We start from the raw sequence: 24,402 nt of genomic DNA, 5'->3' as shown, positions 1-24,402 counted from the left end.
TCGCGGTGCAAGCCCTCGGTAAAGACGCTTACGAAAAACTTGCTCGCGCAGTAGGCCACGGCGTTTGGTACGATGCTGTAGCCGCCTGCAGAAGATATATTTATGAGTTGAGTGGGCTTATACCTATAATCTCGCGCAAATAGACTAGAAAGCAGCGTAAGCGCGACGACGTTTAGCTGCAACATCTGCTCGGTTTTATCTAAATTTTGCTCTCCTACGGCTCCGTAGTCACCAAAGCCCGCGTTATTGATGAGCGCCTTTAGCTCGTAGCTTTTTAGCTCGTCCCAAAGTGCTAGGACGTTCTCGCTGCGCGCAAGGTCGCAAATTTTAATAACGACGTCCGATTTGGGCGCGATCTGCGCGATCTCGTCCTTTAAGCTTTGCAGCAGCTCCGCTCTGCGCGCGATTAGGATCAAATTTTCTCCGCGCCCAGCAAACGCCTTTGCCGCAGCCGCTCCGATACCAGAACTTGCACCAGTGATGACGATATATTTTTTCATTTTCTATCCTTTTTAGATTTTTCAGTTTGAAATTTTACCGAAGCTCGCCGCGTATTCATGCGTCCGCTCGTCTTAAATTTACAAATTTGCCGGCATTTTGCAAGGCGGTTTACTCGCCGCTTATGGGCGTGCGCTTGGTGTCTACCACTTTGCCGTCTAGATAGTACCGACCGCCTGCGGCGTAGTGAAGCGTCTTTAACTCGTCGGGGATCTTTTCAAACAGACAGCGTCCGCCGTCAAATATCCGCTCGTCCGCATACGCCGCGACGACCTCGCCGATGAAAAGATCATAACTCTGCTCGTTATGAGGCTCGGGGATACGCTTGCAAACGAGCCATGCGGCGCAGCCCGCGATCAGCGGTACGCGGGAGTCATCTTTATAAAAAATTTCCACGTTTTTCATCTTGTCCGCGTTATCAAAGCGCGAGTTGTTTTCGGCGCCTAGCTCGCTAAGCGGCTCCGCCTGCGCGGCCGTGGGGATCTGCACGGCGAAATACCCGCTCTTTTCGATGAGCGTCCCCGCGCATGAGCCATTGTGCGGCACGATGGTAACTTTGTCGTAGTCAAGCGCCTGCACCCACGTTATCGCCATTGCATTGACGTCGCATCGTATTTGGCCGATACGAGTGTGGTCGCGCCCGGGTTTAGGATACGGTATGATTTTTGTAGATCTACTTTGATGATAGCCATTTTTGCTCCTTTGATTAAATTTTATCAGCGGCAGATACCGCAAATAACCGAATCGGCTCGGTATTAATTTGCTCTAAATTTACGTCTTAGCCTGTTAAGCCGGCCTAAGTCCTGGCGCGCTTGGATTAAATTTCTCCGCGGCGCGCGAAATTTAGCGGGCTTAAAATTTCACCCGCTATTTTCTGTGGATCTTATAGCCCTTGCCGCTTTTTGTTTTTAGCAGCGAAATTTTTCCGTCCTTCGAGACGTAGCAGCCACCCTTAACTTTGCTTAAAATTTCGCTCTGCGGCAAGCTCGCCCAAAAAATTTCTACTCTGCTTTTATCCGCGGAAAATATCCCGTAGATCGCAAGCGTAGCGTTATCCGGATCGTGCAGCCTCACGTCCGCGACGTCAAAAACCTGCACGCAGCCATTCTTGATCTTTGAAAAGCTCTGCCCCGCGGCAACCAAGCAGCCGTGCTCATCCGTGCCGCTGCCTATCATCGGCCCCTGCACCGCGGGTACCTTGCAGACGCCCTCACTAGCGCCGCAGTCCGCAGCCGCGCCTTCGCCCCTCTTATCCATTGCGCTCGTATCCTTGCCTAGCTTTGCGTCGTGCGCCGCGCAGCCGCACAAAAGCGCCACCGCAAAGGCCGCGATTAAAATTTTACCTCTCATCTTTACTCCTTTAAATAAATTTTATCTGCACTCAAAGCTACTCGCGCTATTTTCGTCGTCGCCTACGTAGGTAGCGACTTTTGGGTACGCGCAGATAGGGATCTGCTTGCCGGCGCGGCTCGTGCTTTTGCCTAGCAGGCTAGATGGAGCCGTTCCCTGCTCGCGCCACGCTTCAAGCGCGCTTAGCGGATCGACGTCATCGATGCCGTTACCGCCGCCACAGTGATTCATCCCAGGCAGTGCAAAAAATCGCGCAAATTCGTCCGCATTCGCGTTCATTTCCACTAGCTTTTTAAACCAATCGCGCTGATCCATCGCCGAAAATACGGGATCGGAAACGCCCGTTACAATGATGAGCTTACCGCCGTTAGCGCGGAAGCTATCTAGCTTGGTCGAAATCGCATCGTTTATCGCCGCGGTTTCAAATGTTCGCTCTACGTTCTTATCAAAATCAAAGCTCATCAGATCAAACTCCGGTTGCGGCGGCGTCAAGAAATAATAATTCATCGAACCCTTTGAGAGTACGATATTTCTAGCATTTGGCTCTGCCGTTTGCGAGTCGCCAAGCTTCCACATGCGCCAGCCGGGCTGATTTACTCCGGCATCGTAAAACCAGCCGCTGTAAATTTGCTCGCCCTTGCTGTTTTTTGCGCCGTCAAATATCGCCTTTATCGCAGAAATTTTATCTTTGGGCAGATCAAGTCCGCTGGGATCGAACTCGCAACGCTCCCAAGCGCCGATGATTCCGTCTTTTAGGCCGTTTAGCGCATCGCATTTATCTAAAACCGCCCTGCTTAGCTTATCCAAATCCTCCTGCGTAAGGACGTTTGCAAAAATTTTATCCCCTGCGGCGTTTTTAGGCGCGATCTTCATAAGCTACCGGTTGTCCCACTGCTCCGCGATCGCCGCGCGCGAAAGCCTAAAACCCGGATTTGCCGCGATTACGCCGTCAAATTCCAGCGGATACCTCTGCGCCGCCATCAGAGCCGAGCGCCCGCCGTTTGAGCAGCCCATAAAGTAGCTGTGCGCGGGTGCTTTTTTATACGTCGCAAAAACCAGCTGCTTTGAGACGCTCGCGACCTTGCCGATAGCCTGATAGGCATAGTCTAACCGTGCCTGTTGCTCAAGCCCAAACTCGGGCGTAGGCGTAGGATGTCCCGAATCGGTCGTGACGACCGCATAGCCCCTCATAAGCGCGGGCGTTGCGGTGCTAGTGCGGATAGGCACGGCGCCAAGAGCCGGTGCTACAAAGCCGTCCAAACCGCCTCCGCCCTGAAATAGCAGCTTGCCGTTCCAGTCGCCTGGCAAGCGCAGCTCAAATTTTATGCCGTAATGCTTGCCATCCGAGCCCGTACGCGAGGCTATCTCGCCGTGAATTATGCAGTGCGGCGCTGCTTTTAGCGTCTTTTTAGCGCCTCCCGTTAGCGCAGACATCTTATCGGCGCCGATTTCGCCGCTTTGATTCCAGATCGCTTCGCTAATCTTTGTATCGTAAATTTTCGTGCCCTTTAGCGCCGCGCAAGCCTGCTCGTCAAAATCGCTCGCAAGCGCTCCCTGCAAGCCCAGAGCAGCCGTAAAGGTTGCAACTAGAATTCTATATTTCATTGCCGCTCCTTTTGAAATTTTATTAATCATAATTTTAACATAAAAATTTATCGTGAATTTCAAGCGTATTTGAGAAATTATGGAATTCCTAGCGGAGCCATGCGGAATTTCAAATTTTAATTAAAGGGACGAAGTACTTTGGCGATCCGCAGAATCTGGCTCGTCGGTTAAGCGGTTTCGTGGATCGCGGCGGAATACTTCGATCGCCCAAAACCAAACCACGTGCCCAAAAAATCCCGAAACGAACTCATACCACGGAAGCTGAAAAATCGGTGGTGTAAGTCCTAAAAGCGGCAGCGTGATGCAATGCACTGCGATATTTACGACGATGCCAATGCGACGCCCTGAAATAGCGTAATTTTAGGAAATTTCTCGGTAGCGAAGTGTGCTTAATTTTAAATTCTGCTATTTTCGCGAAGCATTAAATTTCTCGCGTGCCCTTAAAGCTTACACGGTAAAAAATCAGCAGCGCGGCGGCTAACGCAGCAAAGCCGCAAAATAGCCCTTGGTAGCTTAAATATTCAAGCGCCTTACCACCTACGGCAGTACCGATACCACCTCCGAAAAATATCGCCGTGCCTATGATCCCGGAGGATAGACCTTTGGCGGAGCCACAACGAAGTGCCGCGCTTGCTAGGACGGACTGCGCGCAAACATAGCCGAATCCCAGCAAAAACGTCCCTACATATGCGGTGGCAGCGAAGCAACTCGCCAAAAGGCACAGCGCCGAAGCGGACGCTAAAAAGCCGAGGGATAGAATTTTTTTTGGCGGCAACTTCTCTTTTAAATATCTAGCAGCGTTTCCTGCCAAAAAGCAAGCGACGCCGTAAAGCATAAGGCAGGCTCCGGCGAAATTTGAGCTCAAGCACAGTTTTTTAAGTAGATAAGCGCCTATGAATGAGTACGCCCCGAGCACAATTACGCCATTACATAAAGCCAAAAAATAGCTTCTCAAAAGCGCAGCATCGCCGCGCAAGCTAGCTATGGATTTTACGAAGCTCTCGCCTCCGCTTTTCGGAGCGTCTTTGAAATTTAGCGTAAATAGTGATACGAAAGATACTGCAGACAGCGCAGAAAAGGCTAAAAATATCTCCCTCCAAGAAAATCTAGCCACCGCCCACCCGCCTAAAGCTGCACTCAGTCCCTGCCCTAAAAATACCGAGCCTAGAAATATCGCTACGATTTTTTGTCTATCCTTATCGTCATATGCATCGCCTATAACGCCGAGGCAGACGGCGATTATACCCGCTGCCGCGCATCCCGTGCAAAAACGAAATAAAACAAGCCACGCTAGACTTTTTGCAGTGGAACAAAGAAGCGTAAATATCGCCAAAAAGAGCATTAGCAGAATTAAAATTTTACCTCTGCCGTAGCGATCGCTAAGATGTCCGTAAACCGGCTGAAGTAAGCCATAGGGGATCAGATATGCCGTCAAAACTGTCGAGGCTGCGCTTACCTGCACCCCAAACGTATCTGCGATGCTAGGTAGCAGTAGGGATGCGATCCAGTTATCTGCGGCAGAGATTGTCCCCGAGGCGATGATTAAGGGTAGTAGTCCTTTTTTGCAGCGCATTTTAAATTCCTAAATTTACGTAATTTTAGCCATTATAACTCTTTTGCTAGAAAATTTGGAATTTTAGTAAGCTCAGCGAATATGAGACGACAGGCATGGATCGCGAATTCGCAGCGGTGTCGCAATGCTGCGGCAAGTATAGCGCAATGGTCGGCATACAATGATGCATCTACCTTGAAGGGGCGAAGGCAGGTAGTAACGTGAGCAGTGAGTGCATGACTAGCTTATATTTATAATCCACTTTTTTCGCGTATAAAGACCTATAAGAAATAACGCAAATTTAACAATGCCACGAAGCAGGGCTATAGCATAAGGCAAATAAGGAAAGCCCTAACTTGCAACGCGAACCCTACAATAAAATTCAAAAATTCTTTAAAATTCTACGCGGATTATGATGCCTAAAAATCAACTAAAATTTTAAGTGCGCATATCCCCGTAGCGCACGCTTTTTAGCCGCGCAATCCCGCCGTTTATCACAAGTCGCGACGAGCCATTCGGACGATCTCGTGCCGCTAGGTTAAATTTAATAGCAGCGGAATTTTGAAATTTTACGAATGCAGGGATTTCAATGAGCGCTTGAAATTTTAATCCGGGGCGATGATTTTGATTTCATTCGCGCAAGATCCGCCAAAGTCCGCGCCGAAGGGATCTTGGACCGTGAAATAATGATCTATCGCGCCGCATCCGTGCCCGATCTGCTCACCCCAGCCAAGCGCCCTACGCACGAAGCCTTTGGCATGGGCAACGGCTGCAGGCAGACTAAGCCCCGCCGCCAGCGCGCACGCGATCGCGCTTGAGAGCGTGCAGCCCGTGCCGTGGGTGTTACGCGTAGAAATTTTAGGCGCGGAAAACTCATAAAATTTGCCGTTTTCGTACAAAATATCAACCGCTAAATTTCTCGAATCCTCGCCCTCGCTGCTTAGTTTAAAGCCGTCATCTAAAGGCGCTGCGGATAAATTTTGTTCAAAAGAGGGCTCCGCGCTCGCCGTTAAAATTTTGCATTCGCTAGTAAAATTTTCAGCCGCGAAATTTGCGCTCTTCGTCGAACTCGCAGAATTTTCACGTGCGCCATTTTCGCTCGCTTCGCGCTGCGAAGCATTAAAATTTCGCGCTGTATCCGTTTCCGCCGTATCCGCTTCCGCCGTATCCGCTTCCGCCGCAATGCAAGTCGCGCCGCAAGCCGCGCTCGCACCCGCAAGATCGCCGCCTTTAATCAAAATCGCGCCGCCGAAAAACTGCGAAATTTTAACCGCTGCGGCGCGCATACCTGCTAAGCTTAAAATTTTCATCTCCGCCAAAACCTCGGCCTCGCGCACGTTAGGCGTGATTATATCTGCGGCGGGGGCGAGCTTGTATTTTAGCGCATGCAGCGCGCTTTTTTTCATCAAAACTCCGCCGCTGGTAGCGACCATCACGGGATCTAAGACGACGTTTTTCGCGCCGTGCCTGCTCAGGCTCTTTGCGATGGCCTCAGCAACCCCCTCATTGGAGATCATTCCGATTTTAACGGCGTCCGGAAAGATATCGCTAAAAATCGCATCCAGCTGTGCCTCCACAAAATCTGGCGAAACATCTAGCACGCCGAATACGCCGCGCGAATTTTGCGCCGTAATCGCCGTAATAGCGCTCATGGCAAACATCTTATGCGCGCTGATCGTCTTGATATCTGCCTGGATGCCCGCGCCGCCGCCACTATCAGAACCCGCGATAGTAAGAATTTTTCTCATAAAAAGCCTTTAAAATTTTAGCGCGATTATATCGAAATTCCGCTATAATTCCACTCGGTAGATTATTTTACGGGCTAAATTTAAGTTTTCTTTATGTAGTTTTTATTATAATCTACGTTCGTTTCGTAATAACTATTACAAATACAAAATTTTAACCCAATTAGAGGAAATTATATGAAAAAAGTCGCCAGTTTGATTTTCGCAGCGTTTTTAGTTTCGGGCTGCTCCTATTTTGAAAAAAAGGAAGATAAAGACGCGAAGCAAGGCGATGAGATGCCTGCGCTGCCGGTCGGCGTATTTACGGCAAAATCCGCCGACGTGCCGATAATTTTAAAATTTAACGGACAGACCGTAAGCGAGCTTGAGATAATGCTAAAACCGCAGGTTTCGGGCACCATCGAAAAGCAGCTTTTCGAGCCTGGTCATAGCGTCAAAAAGGGCGACGTGCTCTACGAGATCAACCGCTCGCGCTACCAAGCGGCGTTTGACAGCGCAAACGCTACTCTTCAAAGCGCCTCGGCGGACTACAAAAGAGCCAAGGCGCTAAAAGCCGGCAACACGATCTCTCAAAAGGATTTCGACACCGCAAAGGCCGCGTTTATGGTGGCCGAAGCAAATTTTAAAAGCGCCAAGATTGATTTTGACCACTCGCTCGTGACCGCGCCTTTTGACGGCATGGCGGGCGATACGCAAAAGGACGTAGGCGCATACGTAAATGTTGGCGAGGATCTGGTTAGGCTTTCTAAATTTGATCCGATCGACGTGGAATTCGGCATCGCAGACGTCGATAGACTGGAGCTTGATGCAAATTTAAGAAACGGGCAGTGGAAGCAGCTGGGACGTCAGGTAAGCATAAATCTCGGCGGCAAAGACTACAATGGCACGCTAAGCTTTATCGATAGCGTCATCAATACAAACACCGCGTCAGTCAGCGCCAAAGCTCAAATTCCAAATCCAAACTTAGAAATTCGCCCTGGAATTTTTACCAAAGTAAGCGTCGAGGGCTTTTATCAGAAAAACGGCTTTAAAATTCCGCAAGTTGCGCTCAAGCAAGACCTTAGCAACACCATAGTTTACGTCGTGCAAGACGGAAAAGTCGCTAAAAAAGTGGTCAAAATCACGGCTCAAGATACCCGCACGGCGACGATCTCAAGCGGGCTACAAGACGGCGATCAGATCATTTTGGATAATTTTAAAAAGATCAACGTGGGCTCCAAGGTCACTCCCGTACCCGCAAGCACCGATCCTTACGTAGCGGGACAGCCTGAAGCGTCTCAGAGCAATGCGGAAAGCGGGAAATAATGTTTTCTAAATTTTTCATCAACCGCCCCGTTTTTGCCTGCGTCGTTTCGATCATCATCGTAATCGCGGGCGTTTTGGCTCTTAAAAATTCCTCCGTCGAGGAGTATCCGCAACTCACGCCGCCGCAAATCGTCGTAAGCGCTACATATAGCGGCGCGGACGCGCAAACGATCGCCGACGTCGTCGCAGCCCCTCTTGAAAATGCGATCAATGGCGTTGAAAATATGATTTATATGGAAAGCTCAGCAAGCTCCTCCGGCGACGTTCGTATCAACGTATATTTTCAAATCGGCACAAATCCAGCAGATGCGAAAGTCAATGTAAACAACCGCGTCACGCCAGCTCTTACGCTACTTCCCGACGAAGTGCGCCGCTATGGCGTAACCGTCACCGAGCGCAGCAGTACGATGCTCGAAGTGCTTGCGTTTTACGATCCTAGCGAACAGATGGATGTCGTAGAGATGCAAAACTACGTAGCTATCAACGTCGTAGATGAGCTAAAGCGCGTGCCGGGCGTCGGCGAAGCTCAAGCGCTGGGTACGAAAGACTATGCTATGAGGATCTGGGTAAAGCCCGAGCTACTTAAGAAATTTAACGTTACGACTGCCGAGATAATCGCCGCGATAAGCGAACAAAATAGCCAATACGCCGCGGGTAAGATGGGCGAGCAGCCAATGAACTTAGGCAATCCCTACGTATATGCGATCAAGCCTGAGGGTCGTTTAAAAACCGTCGAAGAGTTTGAAAATATCATCATACGTGCGCAAAAAGATGGGAATTTCTTGCGCGTAAAAGATGTCGCCGAGGTCAAACTGGGCGGCGCAAGCTACAATATCTCGGCGAAATTTAACGGTAAAGAAATGGTGCCTGTGCTTATCTTTATGCAAAGTGGCGCCAACGCTCTAGCCGTAGTCGAAGCGGTAAATAAGCGCATAGACGAGCTTAAACCGAATTTCCCAGGCGAGCTGACCTACGACGTCGCCTACGATACGACTAGCTTCGTAAAAGTATCGATCGAAGAGGTCATTCATACTTTCATTGAAGCGTTAATCCTCGTCATCATCGTTATGTATATGTTCTTAGGCAACCTTAGAGCGACGATCATTCCGACGCTTGCTGCGCCCGTATCGATCTGCGGCGCGTTTATCGGAATTTACGCCTTCGGATTTTCGATAAATTTAATCACCCTTTTCGCGCTCATCTTAGCTATCGGTATCGTCGTGGATGACGCCATTATCGTGATCGAAAACGTAGAGAGAATTTTGCACGAGGAGCCGGATCTTAGCGTCAAAGAGGCTACCACAAAAGCGATGGGCGAGATCGTAGCGCCCGTCATCTCTATCGTGCTCGTGCTCTCAGCGGTTTTCGTGCCGGTTGCGTTTATGGAGGGCTTTACCGGGGTTATGCAGAGGCAATTTGCATTAACGCTCGTAGCCTCGGTATGTTTTTCAGGCTTCGTAGCCCTTACACTAACGCCCGCGCTTTGCGCTCTAATCTTGCAAAAAAAGGAATCTGAGCCTTTTTTCTTTATAAGATGGTTTAATAATCTTTTTAGCATCTCAACTAAAATTTATGCCGCAGGCGTCGGCATGGTTCTTCGCCACGTACTAATCAGCCTCGTTTTTGTAGGTATCATCATCTATGCAATGATAGAGCTTCTTAAGCTTACTCCGAGCGGCCTAGTGCCTAACGAAGACAAAGGCTCGATTATGGCGATGACTACGCTTCCGTCTGCATCTACGCTGCCTAGAACGGAAGCCGATCAGGATTTCATCGCAAACATCGCTAAAAAGTATCCAAACGTAAAAGATATAACCCAAATCACGGGATACGATATGCTAGCCGGAGCGCTTAGAGAAAATGCGGGAGCTTTTTTTATGAAGCTAAAAGACTGGAAAGATCGCCCGGGTGATGAAAATTCCAACTTCGCCTTAGCTGCCGCGCTAAACGGGCAGCTCTACGGCGCGGATCGCAACTCGATGACCTACGTCGTCACGCCGCCGCCTATTATGGGTCTTTCGCTTACGGGCGGATTTGAGCTCTACGCGCAAAGCACGACGGGCAAGAGCTACGATGAAATTCGCGCCGATATGGATCGCGTAACTGCCAAAGCCAATCAACACCCCGCTTTAAAGCTCGTTCGAACGACGCTGGATACCGATTTCCCGCAGTATAAGCTCTATATAGATAAAGAGAAGGTAAAAATGCTAGGCGTTAAGATAGCCGACATTTTCACCGTACTAAATTCTACCATCGGGCAGTATTACATCAACGACTTTAACCTCTTAGGCCGCACGTTTAAGGTCTATATCCGCGCTACGCAAAACTATAGAGATGATCCTAACGATCTAAAATCGCTCTACGTCCGCAGCGGCAGCGGCGATCTGATCGCGTTAAATTCTTTAGTGAGGCTTGAGCGCTCGCTGGGTCCTGATTCCGTTAATAGATTTAACGCCTTCCCGGCAGCGCAGATTATGGGTGAGCCAAATACGGGCTACACCTCGGGTCAGGCGATTGCAGCGATACAAGAGGTTATAAAAGAGGAGCTTCCTAGCGGATATTCGATCGGCTGGGCAGGTTCCGCGTATCAAGAGGTCAGCGAGACGGGCAAGGGCGCGCAGGCATTCGTATTCGGAATGATCTTCGTGTTTTTGATCCTGGCGGCTCAATACGAAAGGTGGCTCATGCCGCTTGCCGTACTTACCGCCGTGCCGTTTTCGGTATTCGGCGCGCTCGTGTTTACATATTTCCGCGGGCTGAATAACGACATATATTTTCAGATCGGCTTGCTGCTTCTAATCGGTCTGGCGGCGAAAAACGCGATTTTGATCGTAGAATTTGCGATGAACGAGCACCTAAACAACCACCGCCCTATCGCCGAGGCCGCCGTAGAGGCCGCCAAGATGAGGTTTCGCCCTATCGTGATGACGAGCCTTGCGTTCGGCCTCGGCGTGCTTCCGATGGTTATCGCTACTGGCGCAGGCGCTGCTAGCCGCCATGCGCTAGGAACCGGCGTCGTAGGCGGAATGCTCGCGGCATCTACGATCGCGATCTTTTTCGTGCCGCTGTTTTTCTACCTGCTCGAAAGCTTCAACGCCTGGCTTGATAGACGCGGCAAAAAAGTCCAAACTAACGAGGTGAACGATGAAAATAAATAATGCTCTTTTAAGCGCCTTGACGCTTGGAATTTTACTCTGCGGTTGCAACTTCAAGCCCGTTACGCCGCAAAAACAGACCGGCTTTAAGGCGGATTACGCGAGCACGAACGTTAGCACGCAGTGGTGGAAAAGCTTTAACGATCCGCAGCTAGACGCCCTGATCCAAAGCGCGCTGGAGCAAAATTCCGACCTGCAAACCGCGCTAAATAACGTCGAATACGCGCGGGTAAATTTAGGGCTGAACAAGCTCGGATACCTGCCGAACGTAAATTTAAACGGCAGCGCAGTGCGTCAAAATAATTTTGGCAACCGACCCGATCGCAACTCCCACGGCTCGTATCAGATCGGCGCGGTGCTAAGCTACGAGGTCGATTTTTGGGGACGCGTGCGTAACAGCGTAGATTCGGCACAGGCCAAATTTAATGCGACGAAATACGACTACGAAACCGCCAAAAACACGATTACTAGCACGGTTGCGACGACCTATTTTACGCTACTAGCGTTAAAGCAGCAGGAGAAAATTTTAAAAGATAGTCTAAAAAGCTATCAGGATACGCAAAACTACCGCAAAAAGCAGCTCGATGCGGGCGCGGTTAGCGAGATCGTATTTTATCAAGCCAAAGCTGCGGTCCAAAGCGCCGAGGCGAGCCTCATAAGCGTGCAAAATCAGCTCTCCGCAGCTCAAACTTCGCTAAATATCCTAACGGGCAAGAGCTACGATGAAATTTTACGCGGCGCTCCGCAGACCGCCGCGAAAATGCCTAGCGCTCCGCAAATTCCAAGCGGAATCCCAAGCGACGTGATCCTGCACCGCCCCGACGTTGCAAGCTCGCTCGAAAATCTGCGTGCAAGCAACTTCTTAGTGGGCGTCGCCAAGGCAGGCTACTTCCCTACTTTCTCGCTTACGGGCTCGGCGGGATACGCAAGCGGAGAGTTTGACAGGCTGTTTACCGCAAGCGCAAGTACATGGAATATCGGCGGCTCGCTCGTAGGGCCGCTGCTTGACTTCGGCCGCCAAAAAAGGCGCGTAGAGCTTGCAAATTTAGAGCAAAACGCGAGCTTCATCGCATACGACAAAGCGCTTAAAACCGCTTTCGGCGACGTTCGCGACGCGCTTGTAGGCGTGCAAAACGCCAAATTGAGGCAAGCAAGCCTCGCCGATCTCGTCGCTTCGCAGAGCAAAATTTATTCAAACGCCTCAAGCAGGTATCAGACGGGCTACAGCGACCATCTGGAGTTTTTGGATTCACAGCGAAACCTGCTTAGCGCGCAGCTAAATAAAGTGCAGGCAGATCTTGACGTGCTAAGCGCGACGGTAAACGCCTACAAGGCGCTCGGCGGCGGCTTTAGTATAGAAGATAGCGAAATAAAGGCGCTTTTAGGCGCCGAGCAGGACGTGCAGCCCAATATGTCCACCTTCCCGAAGGATAGAATTTTTAATTAGCTTTAAATTTACGGGCGGCGCAAAATTTTAAAATAGCCGTAAATTTAAAGCGCAGCTCGGCTTTTACGGCGCAAGCGGATCGTTAAAAAATCTGCTTGCGCTTTTTAAATTTAGCCCTGCGGCGGGCGGCAAATCCAAATTTCAAAGATAATCTAAATTTTAAAATGGCCGCAGCAAGGTAAAATCGCCGCTCGTCTAGGAAGTGCAAAGCGGCTTGGCTTAGTGGCGCGGCAGAATTCCAAGCGGTACGGCGAAATTTTAATCGCTGCAAAGAAATTCCAAGCAGCGCGATAAAATTCCAGGCGCTGCGGTAAAATTCTAAGCGCCGCGTTTTAAATTTAAAGGCAAAACGGATTGCGCGCCAAAACGGAATTTGGCAAAATTTTAGATTTTCGCTATAATCACGACTTTTAATTTAGATGGGTGTCCGAGCGGTTGAAGGAGCACGCCTGGAACGCGTGTAAAGTGCAAGCTTTCGAGGGTTCGAATCCCTTCCCATCTGCCATTATCTTAAAATTTCATCCCCGCAAAACTCTAAAATTTCGCTTTTCAACTCGGCGCAAATTTTATAAATTTAAAGCCAAATTCCATCGCCGTCGTAAATTTAACGATCAAAGATAAAAATTTCCTCCGCCTAAAATCAAACCAGAAAGCCACCTAAATTCTATCTCTACGCCCGCCGTTTACCGATATTGCGCTAAAATTCCTTTTAAAATTTCACTTTAAAGGAGAGAAAAATGAGTGAAGAAAAAAGTTGCGCCTGTGCGCATGTCAAATCCCAAAACGTAACCGACGCGCCCGGCAACAACACCGTGTTTATGATCTGGCGTTTTAACGTAGACAAAACCGCCTGCAAAAAGGCTTTCGAGGGCCTTTGCGCTCTGGTGATAAATTTAAACAAAACCGCCGTTACGAGATTCGGTGCGGCTAGCGAAACAAGCTGCGTGCTCGGCGTGGGCTTTGAGGCGTGGAAAATGCTCGGCTTGCCGAAGCCTTTGCCGAAGGAGCTAAAAAATTTCGAAGAGATTAGGGGCGATAAACACGCTGCGCCCGCTACTGGAGGCGATATCCATATCCACATCAGAGCGGGGAATCAAGCCGTTTGCTACGATATGGCAAGCGAGATCAGAGCCGCGCTAAAGGACGTCGCGACGTGCGAGGAGGAGATCTGCGGCTTTAAATACTACGACGGGCGCGCTATCATCGGCTTTGTGGACGGCACCGAAAATCCGCAAGGCGCAGATCGCGACTTTTTCGCCAAGGTAGGCGACGAGGATGCGGCGTATAAGGGCGGCAGCTACCTTTTCGTGCAGAAATATATCCACGATATGAGCGCATGGAACGCCGCGGGCGTCGCCGAGCAGGAGCGCGTCATCGGGCGTAGCAAACAAAACGATATCGAAATGAGCGAGGAGATAAAACCTAGCAACTCGCACTCCGCCGCAGCCAACGTCGGCGACGATAAAAAGGTCGTGCGCGGCAATATGCCGTTTGTGCAAGGCGGCGAAACGGGAACCTACTTCATCGCCTACGCAAGCACTTTTAGCACGCTGGAGCTGATGCTTGAGAGTATGTTTATCGGCCGCCCGCGGGGCAACTACGACCGCCTACTGGATTTCAGCACCGCAAAGACGGGCGCGCTCTTTTTCGCTCCGACTTTCGATATGCTCGAGGCTTACGATGCGGGCTAAATTTAAATCACTTTAAATTTAAAGGCGCGCGATGTTTTGCGATCTAAGCCCGTATCAGAGCAGACGCTGTAAAGAGATCATAGAAAATATAGCCGTAAACAGCGAAAATATCAGCGGCTTACTGGAGTTTATAAACGCTAAATTTAAGGTTCGTCCTATCAGCGCGTTTTACGGCGCGAGTAAGGACTCAGCGTGGCTTAAGATCGTGCTTCGCTTCGATAAAGACGCCGCAAAAATCACCGATAAAAAGTGCATCAAGCGCTATCTCACCGCACGCCGTCTCTCATCCTGTCCGCATACGCCGCGATAAAAAGTGCATCAAGCGCTATCTCACCCGCACGCCGCTTTACGCGAAGCTAAACGAGCTAAAGAATTTTTATATCTTGATCGAGTCCTTCGAGTCGCAGATCCGCACCGATCTGATCCAAGGCGCCGTAGCGGAGCTGCTGCGAAACCGAAACGAGCTTTTGGCGCCGCTTAAAATTTGGTATATCGCGACGGCGTCCGACGTGCCCGTAGTTTTTTATTTCACGAGGCAGGACGCGGCGCGCGGCGAAAGTAACGAAAAGATAGAGCGGCTGATAAGAAATTTGATAGAGCGTGCGCAGGACGCCAAATACCTGAGCCACATGAAATTTAAGCTCTATTTTGACAGCAAGGAGTTCGTGGATCTGGAGTACGGCGGGAATTTGTTCTACTATTTCAGATGAAATTTAACTAAGGAGCGAAAATGGATGCGAAGCTTTACTTAAACAAGGCTATAATGCAGCTCTCGCGGGGGCTTGAGGAGGGCGGTGTGCAGAGCCTAAAAGCAGCGGTAGAAGGAGAAGGCGACGAGGTTAGCAAGACGCGAGCTCGCGTGATCTTGGGCGAATACTACGTGATGAAGGGCGAACCGGCGCAGGCCAGGGAGCATCTAGAGCCCGTGGCGCAGGACGCCGAGCGACTGCGAGATCAATACGATGACCTGCTGGACGATGAAATTTGCAGAGCCGATATGCTTTTGGATATGATCGAGCGCTTCGAGTTTTTGGCGGAGTAAAACGGCTCGCGATATGCGGCGGCGATAAAATTTTAAGATCGGAGCGAAATGTCAGACTACTCATTTGAAACTATAGAGCAAATGCTGCTAAAATGCGTAGCCGAGGGCGGCGAGCCCGAGCCCAGCTTTTGCTTGCATGCTTCGAGACTAACGCCCCATCGCGCAAGTTTATAGGCGAGCCAGAGCTTGGCTTTCGCCTGCACGGCGCGCAATACTTGATCATCACCTATGCGGATCGCTGCTCATTTCAAAGATACGCGGACGAGACGGGTGCAAACGCGAGTGGCGAGTGGTATTTCGTCACGCTGCGGGAACTCTACGCCGCGCTGCAGATAGACGGACGCTCACTAGAAGAGCTTTGGGACGAGGCGGATGATTTTTACTGCTTTGATTTTGAACTATAAGACCTCGAAATTTTATGCGGCGGTGCGGTAAGCGCACGCGGTACCGATACGTGGCACGGACAAATTTTAACGAAATAAAATTTTGAAAGGACGCAAACAGGCTCTGCTTGGGATTGCATCGCTAAGGCGTGCGACGCGAACGGCAAATTTAATGCGGGATTTGAAGGTCATGAGATAGCGATGGGTGCGCCGAGTCTGGGCAGGCTACAGCTTTGTACGAGCGCGGAGCGTTTGCAGGAGGGCAATTTAAATTTTCGCAGCGAGCTCGATATCAGCGCAAACGCGTAGGCACCGCCGTATGATTTAAAATTTTAAGCTAAAAAGTGATAACGCGAATGAAAGCACGCTGTTTGACGATGAAATCAAAAGCTAAATTTAACAGCGCAAAATGCCGGAGCTGCTAGCGACGAATTTTGAAACGGGAGTAAATTTAATGCAAAATTTAAAAGACGAATCGCAGAAGTCGCGGCAGCCTGAACAAAACGGCGCCGAGCGCCGAAATCCGCCGAAATTTGATAATAACCCCCTCGTCGTAAAAGACTACAACATAATAGTATTCTTTATTTATAACCTATTCTTCGCTCCCTTGGCGGTACCGGTGTTTCTGTATATAGGCGATATTTTCCCATACTATACGCCGTTTGTTCCTGTAGTATTCGCCGTCGTGTCCTATCTCAACAGCGCCCATACGCGCTTTGTTCATTTGACGAACAGGAGCATTAACTACGTTAACAAGGGCAAAATCACGAAATCTATAAAATTTGATGAGATATCGCTCATGAAGCTCACCGCCACGCCGCTATTCGGACATATCGTGCCGGCTAGAAATTCCGCAGGCATTGTGCTTTCGTTCATCGTGATAGGTATAGCGTTCGCCGGATTTTTACAGAGCCTTAGAGGATTTATAATTTTTACTATGAGCCTGACGGCATTGGTTTTGCCTTTTTTCATAGCCAAACTGATTTTTTCAAAGATCACGGAGGGGAAATTTAGCTTTCGTGCGATCGATACTTTGATCATCTATGACGGCAAGGGCGAATTTATCAGTTTTATGATGAGCGCGGCGGACTTTGAAAGGGTTTGCTATTATCTCTTAAATTATCGGCAGATCAGTCCGTCAAAATTTCAAAAGCAGTTTGTGATATTTCAATGAAAGAGCCTATTAAGCGATATCGGCTTTAAAATTTAAAAAGCCATTCGGCTCCTTAAATTGGTTGCAAGTTAAATTTGGGCGCAAATTTTATAATTTCGCGTGCGTTAAAATTTTACGACTTGCGCACGCTAAAATTTTATGGAGTGCGGTGTGGAATTTTACGGCTTTGCGGCATACGGCGGGAATTTAAAGGCGTGAAATTTGAAACTTCGCAAAACGCCGTAAATTTCAAAGAATTTCACGAAATTTTGCGGAGCCCTGAAATTTGAAAAGCTCCGCAAATTTAGCTCACGCTACCACCGAATGCCCGCTTCCAGCCAAAACTGCCTGCCCGCCTCATAGACTAGATCGAGCGAGGTGTCGCTGCTAAGTCTTGCTTTGTTGCGCTTATTTAGGACGTTGTAAATGTCTAAATTCGTAAAAAATTCCACCTCGCCCGCCATCTTTTTAGCGTATCCGATGCGCGCATCCCAGCTGTAGCTTTTGCCGAGATTTACCTTTTCGTATTTATCGTATCTAGCAGGATACTTGCCCGCAGGCGTCCTGCCGGTGCGAGCGATCGCTTCTTGCGAGCCTTTAAACGAGAGGAAGTTATTCACGCTGATACCGTAGCTTGGAATTTTCGTGATGATGTTTAGGCTCGCAGTCCAAGGCCTAGCATAGTCCTGCGCCGGAAGCTCCGATAGCCTCATCAGCTTACCGTCGTATTCGACGATTTTTTCATCTTCAAGCGTTTCTCTATCAAGCTTCTCATCATAAATGGTGTTATTAGTCTTCATTCTGATATGCTCAAAGCCCAGCTCAAAGCCGTTTAGCGTGCCGAAAGCCTCATAATCCTCGATCGTTTTAACGCCGAAGGTTAAAATTTTATTTTCGCTTCTGCCGTCGTTGGTGAAGGTCTGGTAGTTGCTTTGGTAGTTCGGATTCGGCGCTAGACCTAGATCTCTTCGCGTAGATTTGATGATCTGATCCCTACCCTTGCGGCTTACATATTTGCCGAAAAACTCAAAATTCCCGAGCTTTTGCTTTGCCCCGAATACCAGCTCATCCTCATAAGGCACCCTTAGCTCGTTAAATTTAGTTAGAGATGGGTCTTTGGGTAACTGCGTCCAGTTTTGCGTATAAGCATTGCGCGGGCGCGTGTAGGTAGTGGCGAGACCCTCTCGACCTTCTCTTAATTTGTAGGTAAAGAGGTTGCGTCCGTAGTAGCGGTTTGCGCCAAAGCTAATGATCGAATCGCCGTCGCCGAAAATATCGTAGTAGCTGTTAAATCTCGGCGCCGCAGTCGTTTGCTTCATATAATCGTCCCTATTTAATCTTACGCCCGGTCGCAAGGTAAGATCACCGATTTTTATCTCATCCTCCAGATAAACCGCCAAGCTCTTCATATCTACCTTAGTATTGCCCTTGTAATAGCTTTTTCGCGTAAAAAACTGGCCGCTTCTACCACGCCTCGCAAAAGAATCGTCTATCGAGCAGAGCTCATCATCAGGATCGCAAGCATTTACGCCCGCAGGTAGCGGTGCTATTCCGCCAGCGGTCATAAACTCTTTTTTTACATTAAATTTAGCCTCTTGCTTTTTAAACTCAAAGCCTGTGATAAATCTATGCTTGCTGCCGCCGAGATCAAATTCATTAAACTCCAGATCCGCGTTGTATGAAAGGCTCTTTTGAGTCTGATCGAGATCCCCAAAGCCACCCTCTATCGCCGAAGCAGATAAAATTTTACTGCCCCAATTCTTTACGTTTGAGTATTGCCAAGCCCTATAATATTCATTCTCTGCATCGCGCGAACTCTCCAGCTTGCTGTAGGATAAAATTTGATTAAATCTAGCAAAATCGCCATCGTAGTCGGTTTTAAGCGCTAAATTTAAACCGCCCGATTTCATATCGGCGTAGGAGTCTTTGACGTGGTCGTTAAACATCTTGTTTCTTTCGGGCGCGTAGGTTACGCTAGGCGTGATAGTTAAGCGGTCGCTTGCATACCAAAGCGCTTTTAGAAAGTAGTTGTCAATATTTCGCCTCTGAACTCGCTCGGTGATGGTCGTATCGGCATTGTATCTTCTGTCGTAAGCCTTGAGCGGAATTTTACTTCTAGTGTTGGTGTAGCCGAACATCAAGCCCAGATCCTCGGTAACGGTGCCCTCTAAATTTAACCTAGTGATCCACTTATCGAATCTCGGCTGATTTAGCGGCGTAGCGGAGTTTTCAAAGCTCTGTTCATCGCCGTAGATATGGTACCTAGTCCAGCTATCCTCGGTGTGTTGCATCGAAAATTTGCCGTGAAAGCCCGCACGCGGATCTCGCGTCTTGGCCTCCACTACACCGCCGGTAAATCCGCCGTATTTGGCGGAGACGCCGCTATCGTGCACTTCGACGCTCCGTAAAAAATCGCTATCGATCGCCATACCTTGCGAAACGGAATTCATCGTATCAAACGTCCCAAAGCGCGTAGGATTGCCGCCGGGATTTCTAGCGGGATCGAGATCGTTATTCATATTCGCGCCGTCAAGCATAAAGTTGTTTTGCCAATACTTCGCGCCGTTGATGCTGATATTTGCGGGGCTGATCTCGCCTAGCGTCGTGCTCTGGCGGTTTGTGGAGCTGAATTGTACGTTTGGATTGGTGCGCAGAAGCTGCACGAAGTCGCCGTTGCCGCTAGGCATCGACTCGATCATCGTCCTGCTTATTTTTTGCGTACCGCCATAGCTATCGCCGACGCTCGTCAGGCTCGAGTCGATGTTGCCGACGACTACTATTTCGGGAAATTTATAACTATTTGTCGTCGCAGCCGAGCTTCGTGCCTCCGAGCTTCCTTTGGTAGCAACGCTTCTTGTTACGTTATTTTCAGACGAATCCTGCGCGATGCTTAGGCCGCAAAGACACGCCGCGACTATTAAGGAGCGTGCAAGCCCCCCCCCGCAGCGATTTTGAGTGGATTTCTCGTCTTTTACGGAAGCGGAATAATTGCGGCCTGCGCCGCTTTCACATGGCTTACAGGCCCAAAAACCGACAATCATTTTTTCTCCTTTTTTGAAAATAAAAATTAAGACCTTGAAAATTTAGCCAATAATATTTTAAATTTCAATAAAAGTGATAACAATTATACGACTTATGCAAATAATAGAAAAAATGTAACAAAATAGCGGTATATCGGCGAGATAAATCTATTCCAAAATAAAATTTATCTAAAATCTATGCGCGATGCAGATAGATTTAATTGAGCTTTATTCTTGAGTTCGTTTTTAAATTGTATAAATTTACGAAGCCGAAATTTGCCGTGCAAGCGCCGTTAAATTTAAACGCGCTTAGTAAATTTTCCCGAGTAAAATTTAAAGACGCCGAGCCCGTTAAAATTTCGGCGCATTTATCCTCACGGTTTCATCGGTGTCAAAAATATATGTCTGCGCCGCCTCCGCGATATCCTTCGGCGAGATGGAATTTATGATCTTTTCAAAGGTCTTAAAATCGGCGATCTCCTCATTCCAAAGCGCGTATTTTACGAGCGCGTCGTTCCAAAACTCAGGGCTTTCGCGAGCGGTACGCGCCGTGATGATCTGGGATTTTTTAAAATTTTCAAGATGCCGCGCTACGTCCGATCCGCCGCCTGCGATTTCTGCAAAAATTTCTCTAATTGCGGATAAAATTTGATCCGTATTTTGCGGCGCGCAGGAAAACGAAATATGAAGGCTCGAGTGCTCGTACGGGATGCGGCTTAGGCTCGAAGCGACCGAAAAGCCGTAGGTGCGCCCCTCATCCTCTCTAATGCGCTCTCTAAGCGCTTCCTGAAGCACCGAAGCTAGGGCTGAAATTTTTATCGTATTTTTAAGCGAGTACGGAGCGGATCTGTTTATCGCGGTAAGCGCGACGTCGCTTCTAGGGGAGTTTTGATAGTTGCGCATAAAAACGTGCCGTCCGCTTAAGCTGCGAATTCCGTCGTCTTGAAAATCCTCGCGTTCGCCGCGAGCAGGCAAGCTCGCCAGATACTTTTTTATGAGGACTTCAGCGTCTTTTAACTCAAAATCGCCGCTAAGCACGAAAGTGTAGGATGCCGCGTTGCTAAATTTATCATAGACGATCTTTTTTAGCTCATCCGCGTTAAGCGCTTTGATCTGCGCGGCGCTTAGAGGGCGCATTCGCGCATTGCCGCCGTAGAAGAACTCGCTAAATTCCCTGCTAAATTTATACCCGGGCAGCTTCTCGTTTCGCGCAAGCTCGTCGAGCGATTTGATCTTTAAATTTTCCAGCGCCTTCTCGTCCGTGCGCGGAGAGCTAAGCTCCAAGTTTATCGCTTCCAGCAGCCATTTTAGATCCTGCGAGCCGCAGCTTCCGTAAAATCCGTGCGAGAACGCGGATATATTTTTGCGGTAATTCACCTGCCGCCCGCTTAAAATTTGCGAAATTTCATAATTGTTAAACTCGCCCGCACCGCTTTCGTTTGCAAGCATCGCGGCAAAACTGCCGAGCCCCGGATGCGCCAGATTAGACATTCCGCCTCTGCTTACCGCGGCGAACGAGATGAAATCCTTGCGCGTCTTAAGCGGCTTTAAGATCACGGTCGCGTTATTTTCAAGCAGGTAGGTATAAAATTTAAATCGCGGCTCAAAGCTCTTGCTTAAAATTTTGCCCTCAGGCAGGTTTTTAGAAATCAAACTATCGGGCAGCTTTTTATGCGCGGCATGCGTATTTATCGCCTTAGCGCCGCTTTGCAGCTTTTTAAATTTAGCCTCGTCCAGATTATATCCGGAGCCGCTAAAGACGCTTGCGTGCACCTCGCCCAGATCCGTCAGGCGCTTAAATTCTAAATTTAGCTCCTCCAGGCTGATCTCGCGCAACAGCTTTATTTCCAAATCACGCTGTTTTGCGGCGCGAGGCAGGACGGCTCCTGATTTTACGGCATGAAGAATCTCTCTTGCAAAAAACGCGGAATTCGCGCTTTTTTTGCGCTCAAAGGTGCTGTACCGCGAGCTGATCAAAGCATCCTTCGCAAGGGCGAAATCGCTCGCATCAAAGCCGCTATCTCGCAGACCTTTGATTAGCCCGAGCGCCTGCGAGATCGCGCCGTCAAAGTCTCCGCCCAAAACGGCAACGTCAAAGCTATAGATCGTTTTTTGAAACTGCAAATTCGATCTGGAAAAATTAACTCGCAGCAGCGCGCCTTCGCTAGCTTTTGCCCTCTCATAAATCGTAGAGATGAGGCTCGAGATAAGCTCGCTTTTTAAAATTTTTCTCGCATTCTCCTCGCTACTTGGGGGCGCAAATTCCTCCCAAAACGAAATTTTGACGGAATTTAGCGACGTTTCGTTCGTATCGTAATTGTAAATTTTCAAACCCTGTCTAGGCGGAATGCCCATATCCGGGCGGGCGTAGGAGTTTGTATTTTTAAGAGGCGAAAAATTTTGCTCTAGCAGTTTTAAAATTTTATCCCTTTTAAAATCGCCCACGGCTATAAATTTCATAGACCTGGGCTGGTAAATTTTTTGATAAAGCTCCTTGATTCGCTGCGCGCTTACGGATTTTACGACCGCCATATCGCCGATCGGCGCGCGATCAAAATACGCGCTGCCGCCGTAAAGCTCCTCATCCATCCGCTCGTAAAGCCTCGCGATCGGCGTATCGCGGCTACGTGCCTCCTCGATTATGACGCCTCTTTCTTTTACGAGCTCAAGCGGATTAAACTCCACTCCGTCCGCAATCGAAGCAAAAATTTTAAAAACGTCCTTTAAATTTTCTTCGCTAACGGCAATGTTGAGCGTGTAGATCGTGCTGTCGTAGCCCGTCTGCGCATTTACGTCGGCGCCGAATTTCACGCCCAGGCTCTGCAGTTTTTTGATGAGCTCGTTTTTGCTAAAATCGCGGCTTCCGTTAAAGGACATATGCTCGATGAAATGCGCAAGCCCGCGCTCATTGGGGCCCTCATCGATCGAGCCCGCATCCACGATGAGATAAAAAACGGCGGAATTTTTAGGCACGGAATTTTCTAAAATATAGTATCTAAGCCCGTTTGGCAGCGATCCTCGCAGGACGGCTTCGTCCCACTCAAGCGCAAAAGCTCCCGCACAAAGCAGTAAAAATAGTAAAATTTTTCGCATTTAAGCCTTTCAATTTTCTAGTAAAATTCGCTCGCAGATATTTTTGCAGACTTTTCTCTTTCGCCCTATCAAGCTGCCCGCCTGCGCTATTCTGCGCTATTTTTTAGATTTGCTCGCTTCGACCCGTCAGCCTGCGATATTTCTTAAATTTGCCAACTTTTAACCCGCCTGTTCGCTGCGCCAGTCCCGCTTTGTTTCACGAGCATATCGATTCTAGGTTTGCGCTGCGCGGCTTCTATCGTTTATTTTATCGCAGAAGTCCGCAGGCGCATTTGATCTTGATCTACACATCCGCGCGGCGATACGGCGGCGCGGTCGCGCAAGATAAATTTTGAAATTTACTTGCACACAGGCTAAATTTAAAAAGCGCGAGCCGGTAAATTTTAAAATTTTACGCCGAACGCGGCGGACTACTAGGCTTTGAAATTTCATAGCTAAATTCCGCGGCTAGCTTTCACGACCGCTTTTATATCCGGACGGGCGAATGTTTAAATTTGACATCGCCTTACTCTTACTACACGCTGTTTTAATACGGATCGATCAAAAAAACTTCCGATGCTTCATCCATCAATACGGCCGCAATGCACTCGAGTTTAATACGAACCTACTAAAAGCTCCTCGGCATATTTTGACACCTACCACCGTATAACATTTGGCGCGCGCACGAGCTGCCGCCCACACCGCTTGCTACGAGATAAAATTTTAGCCTAAAGAGCATTAAATGAAAATTAGTATAAATAAAATGTGAAATTTTGAAGTTAAAATGGAATTTCGGATTAGATTAAAATGGCCGGGAGATAGGGATTCGAACCCCAGGAGGCTTTCACCTCAACGGTTTTCAAGACCGCCGCTTTCGACCGCTCAGCCATCTCCCGATTAAGGGCGGGTGGACCCCGCCGAAAGTTCGCGTAGACAAGACCTGCGCGTAGAATTTATTCGGTTTTTTCTCCGACCCACTCAGCGCCGTTGTGAACCTTTTCTTTGGTCCATTGAGCCGCGTTGTGCGAATCCTCTTTTACGCCGTGCCAAGTATTAGAGCACCCGCTAAAAACCATCAATGCCAAAAGAGCCGCTAGTATGTATCTCATAATAACTCCTTTTTAGGATCTGGAGGCGACACCCGGATTCGAACCGGGGATCAAAGCTTTGCAGGCTCATGCCTTACCACTTGGCTATGTCGCCGCGCTGGCTTATTAGGTGGTGCCCGGAGCCGGACTTGAACCGGCACGGAAAAAATTCCGAGGGATTTTAAGTCCCTTGCGTCTACCGATTCCGCCATCCGGGCACGTTTAATACAAAAACAGAATGTAAAATGGAGCGGGAAACGAGAGTCGAACTCGCGACATCAACCATGGCAAGGTTG

Annotated in this window: 19 protein-coding genes, 4 tRNA genes and 1 pseudogene; 10 read left to right on the top strand and 14 right to left on the bottom strand. The window is 48.9% G+C overall.

What is annotated here, in order from left to right; translation table 11 throughout:
- From Q0135_RS04315 to thiD, 7 genes and pseudogenes are all read right to left on the bottom strand, one after another.
- Positions 1-500, bottom strand: a 500-nt coding sequence (locus Q0135_RS04315; protein ID WP_297988561.1) for an SDR family oxidoreductase, incomplete at its 3' end; no start/stop codon positions are given.
- Between the two features lie 109 nt (positions 501-609).
- Positions 610-1,092 carry a flavin reductase gene (locus Q0135_RS04310; RefSeq protein ID WP_297988559.1) on the bottom strand — a complete coding sequence of 161 codons (483 nt, stop codon included), beginning with the start codon at positions 1,090-1,092 and terminating at the stop codon, positions 610-612.
- Between the two features lie 273 nt (positions 1,093-1,365).
- Positions 1,366-1,848, bottom strand: a complete 483-nt coding sequence (locus Q0135_RS04305) for a hypothetical protein (RefSeq protein ID WP_297988556.1) — start codon at positions 1,846-1,848, stop codon at positions 1,366-1,368.
- Positions 1,849-1,869: 21 nt separating this feature from the next.
- Positions 1,870-3,282, bottom strand: a pseudogene (locus tag Q0135_RS04300) (tannase/feruloyl esterase family alpha/beta hydrolase).
- Between the two features lie 291 nt (positions 3,283-3,573).
- A complete protein-coding gene (locus Q0135_RS04295) occupies positions 3,574-3,765 on the bottom strand; it encodes a DUF1440 domain-containing protein (protein WP_297988553.1) in 192 nt (63 codons plus the stop codon).
- A 109-nt stretch (positions 3,766-3,874) separates the two neighbouring features.
- Positions 3,875-5,026, bottom strand: coding sequence for an MFS transporter (locus tag Q0135_RS04290; RefSeq protein ID WP_297988552.1), 1,152 nt, complete (start codon positions 5,024-5,026; stop codon positions 3,875-3,877).
- A gap of 584 nt (positions 5,027-5,610) precedes the next feature.
- The gene (gene thiD, locus Q0135_RS04285) at positions 5,611-6,753 is read right to left on the bottom strand and encodes a bifunctional hydroxymethylpyrimidine kinase/phosphomethylpyrimidine kinase (protein ID WP_297988551.1); all 1,143 of its coding nucleotides are present in this window, start codon (positions 6,751-6,753) and stop codon (positions 5,611-5,613) included.
- Between the two features lie 174 nt (positions 6,754-6,927).
- Between thiD and Q0135_RS04280 the strand changes: the two genes are divergently transcribed.
- The 10 genes from Q0135_RS04280 (at position 6,928) to Q0135_RS04235 (ending at position 16,947) form a co-directional block, all read left to right on the top strand.
- Positions 6,928-8,055, top strand: coding sequence for an efflux RND transporter periplasmic adaptor subunit (locus tag Q0135_RS04280; protein WP_297988550.1), 1,128 nt, complete (start codon positions 6,928-6,930; stop codon positions 8,053-8,055).
- Positions 8,055-11,213 carry an efflux RND transporter permease subunit gene (locus Q0135_RS04275; RefSeq protein ID WP_297988549.1) on the top strand — a complete coding sequence of 1,053 codons (3,159 nt, stop codon included), beginning with the start codon at positions 8,055-8,057 and terminating at the stop codon, positions 11,211-11,213. Before Q0135_RS04280 ends, Q0135_RS04275 begins: the two co-directional genes overlap by 1 nt.
- Positions 11,200-12,657 (top strand): efflux transporter outer membrane subunit, encoded by a 1,458-nt coding sequence (locus tag Q0135_RS04270; protein ID WP_297988547.1) that lies wholly within the window; start codon positions 11,200-11,202, stop codon positions 12,655-12,657. Before Q0135_RS04275 ends, Q0135_RS04270 begins: the two co-directional genes overlap by 14 nt.
- Positions 12,658-13,074: 417 nt before the next feature.
- Positions 13,075-13,162 (top strand) — tRNA-Ser (locus Q0135_RS04265).
- A gap of 232 nt (positions 13,163-13,394) precedes the next feature.
- Positions 13,395-14,348, top strand: coding sequence for a Dyp-type peroxidase (locus Q0135_RS04260; RefSeq protein ID WP_297988544.1), 954 nt, complete (start codon positions 13,395-13,397; stop codon positions 14,346-14,348).
- Between the two features lie 31 nt (positions 14,349-14,379).
- A complete protein-coding gene (locus Q0135_RS04255; protein ID WP_297988542.1) occupies positions 14,380-14,658 on the top strand; it encodes a hypothetical protein in 279 nt (92 codons plus the stop codon).
- Between the two features lie 73 nt (positions 14,659-14,731).
- Positions 14,732-15,058, top strand: coding sequence for a hypothetical protein (locus Q0135_RS04250; protein ID WP_297988539.1), 327 nt, complete (start codon positions 14,732-14,734; stop codon positions 15,056-15,058).
- A gap of 20 nt (positions 15,059-15,078) precedes the next feature.
- On the top strand, positions 15,079-15,390 hold the full coding sequence (locus Q0135_RS04245) for a hypothetical protein (protein ID WP_297988537.1): 312 nt from the start codon (positions 15,079-15,081) through the stop codon (positions 15,388-15,390).
- Positions 15,391-15,518: 128 nt separating this feature from the next.
- Entirely contained in the window at positions 15,519-15,794 is a 276-nt protein-coding gene (locus Q0135_RS04240) for a hypothetical protein (RefSeq protein WP_297988535.1), read from the top strand.
- Positions 15,795-16,182: 388 nt separating this feature from the next.
- On the top strand, positions 16,183-16,947 hold the full coding sequence (locus Q0135_RS04235) for a hypothetical protein (RefSeq protein ID WP_297988533.1): 765 nt from the start codon (positions 16,183-16,185) through the stop codon (positions 16,945-16,947).
- 293 nt (positions 16,948-17,240) lie between these two features.
- Here Q0135_RS04235 and Q0135_RS04230 read toward each other — a convergent pair whose 3' ends face one another.
- From Q0135_RS04230 to Q0135_RS04200, 7 genes are all read right to left on the bottom strand, one after another.
- Positions 17,241-19,967 (bottom strand): TonB-dependent siderophore receptor, encoded by a 2,727-nt coding sequence (locus Q0135_RS04230; RefSeq protein ID WP_297988530.1) that lies wholly within the window; start codon positions 19,965-19,967, stop codon positions 17,241-17,243.
- Positions 19,968-20,297: 330 nt separating this feature from the next.
- Positions 20,298-23,039, bottom strand: coding sequence for a pitrilysin family protein (locus tag Q0135_RS04225; protein WP_297988528.1), 2,742 nt, complete (start codon positions 23,037-23,039; stop codon positions 20,298-20,300).
- Positions 23,040-23,252: 213 nt separating this feature from the next.
- Entirely contained in the window at positions 23,253-23,471 is a 219-nt protein-coding gene (locus Q0135_RS04220) for a hypothetical protein (protein ID WP_297961709.1), read from the bottom strand.
- 355 nt (positions 23,472-23,826) lie between these two features.
- Positions 23,827-23,914: transfer RNA gene (locus Q0135_RS04215), tRNA-Ser, on the bottom strand.
- Between the two features lie 57 nt (positions 23,915-23,971).
- On the bottom strand, positions 23,972-24,127 hold the full coding sequence (locus Q0135_RS04210; protein ID WP_177387338.1) for a hypothetical protein: 156 nt from the start codon (positions 24,125-24,127) through the stop codon (positions 23,972-23,974).
- A 20-nt stretch (positions 24,128-24,147) separates the two neighbouring features.
- Positions 24,148-24,221, bottom strand: a tRNA-Cys gene (locus tag Q0135_RS04205).
- 16 nt (positions 24,222-24,237) lie between these two features.
- A tRNA-Leu gene (locus Q0135_RS04200) sits at positions 24,238-24,324 on the bottom strand.
- Positions 24,325-24,402: the final 78 nt, after the last annotated feature.

The sequence above is a fragment of the uncultured Campylobacter sp. genome (genome assembly GCF_937981295.1).
Taxonomy (GTDB): domain Bacteria; phylum Campylobacterota; class Campylobacteria; order Campylobacterales; family Campylobacteraceae; genus Campylobacter_B.
Note: the sequence above shows the minus strand (reverse complement) of the source record. Positions and strands in the feature narration are given on the sequence as shown.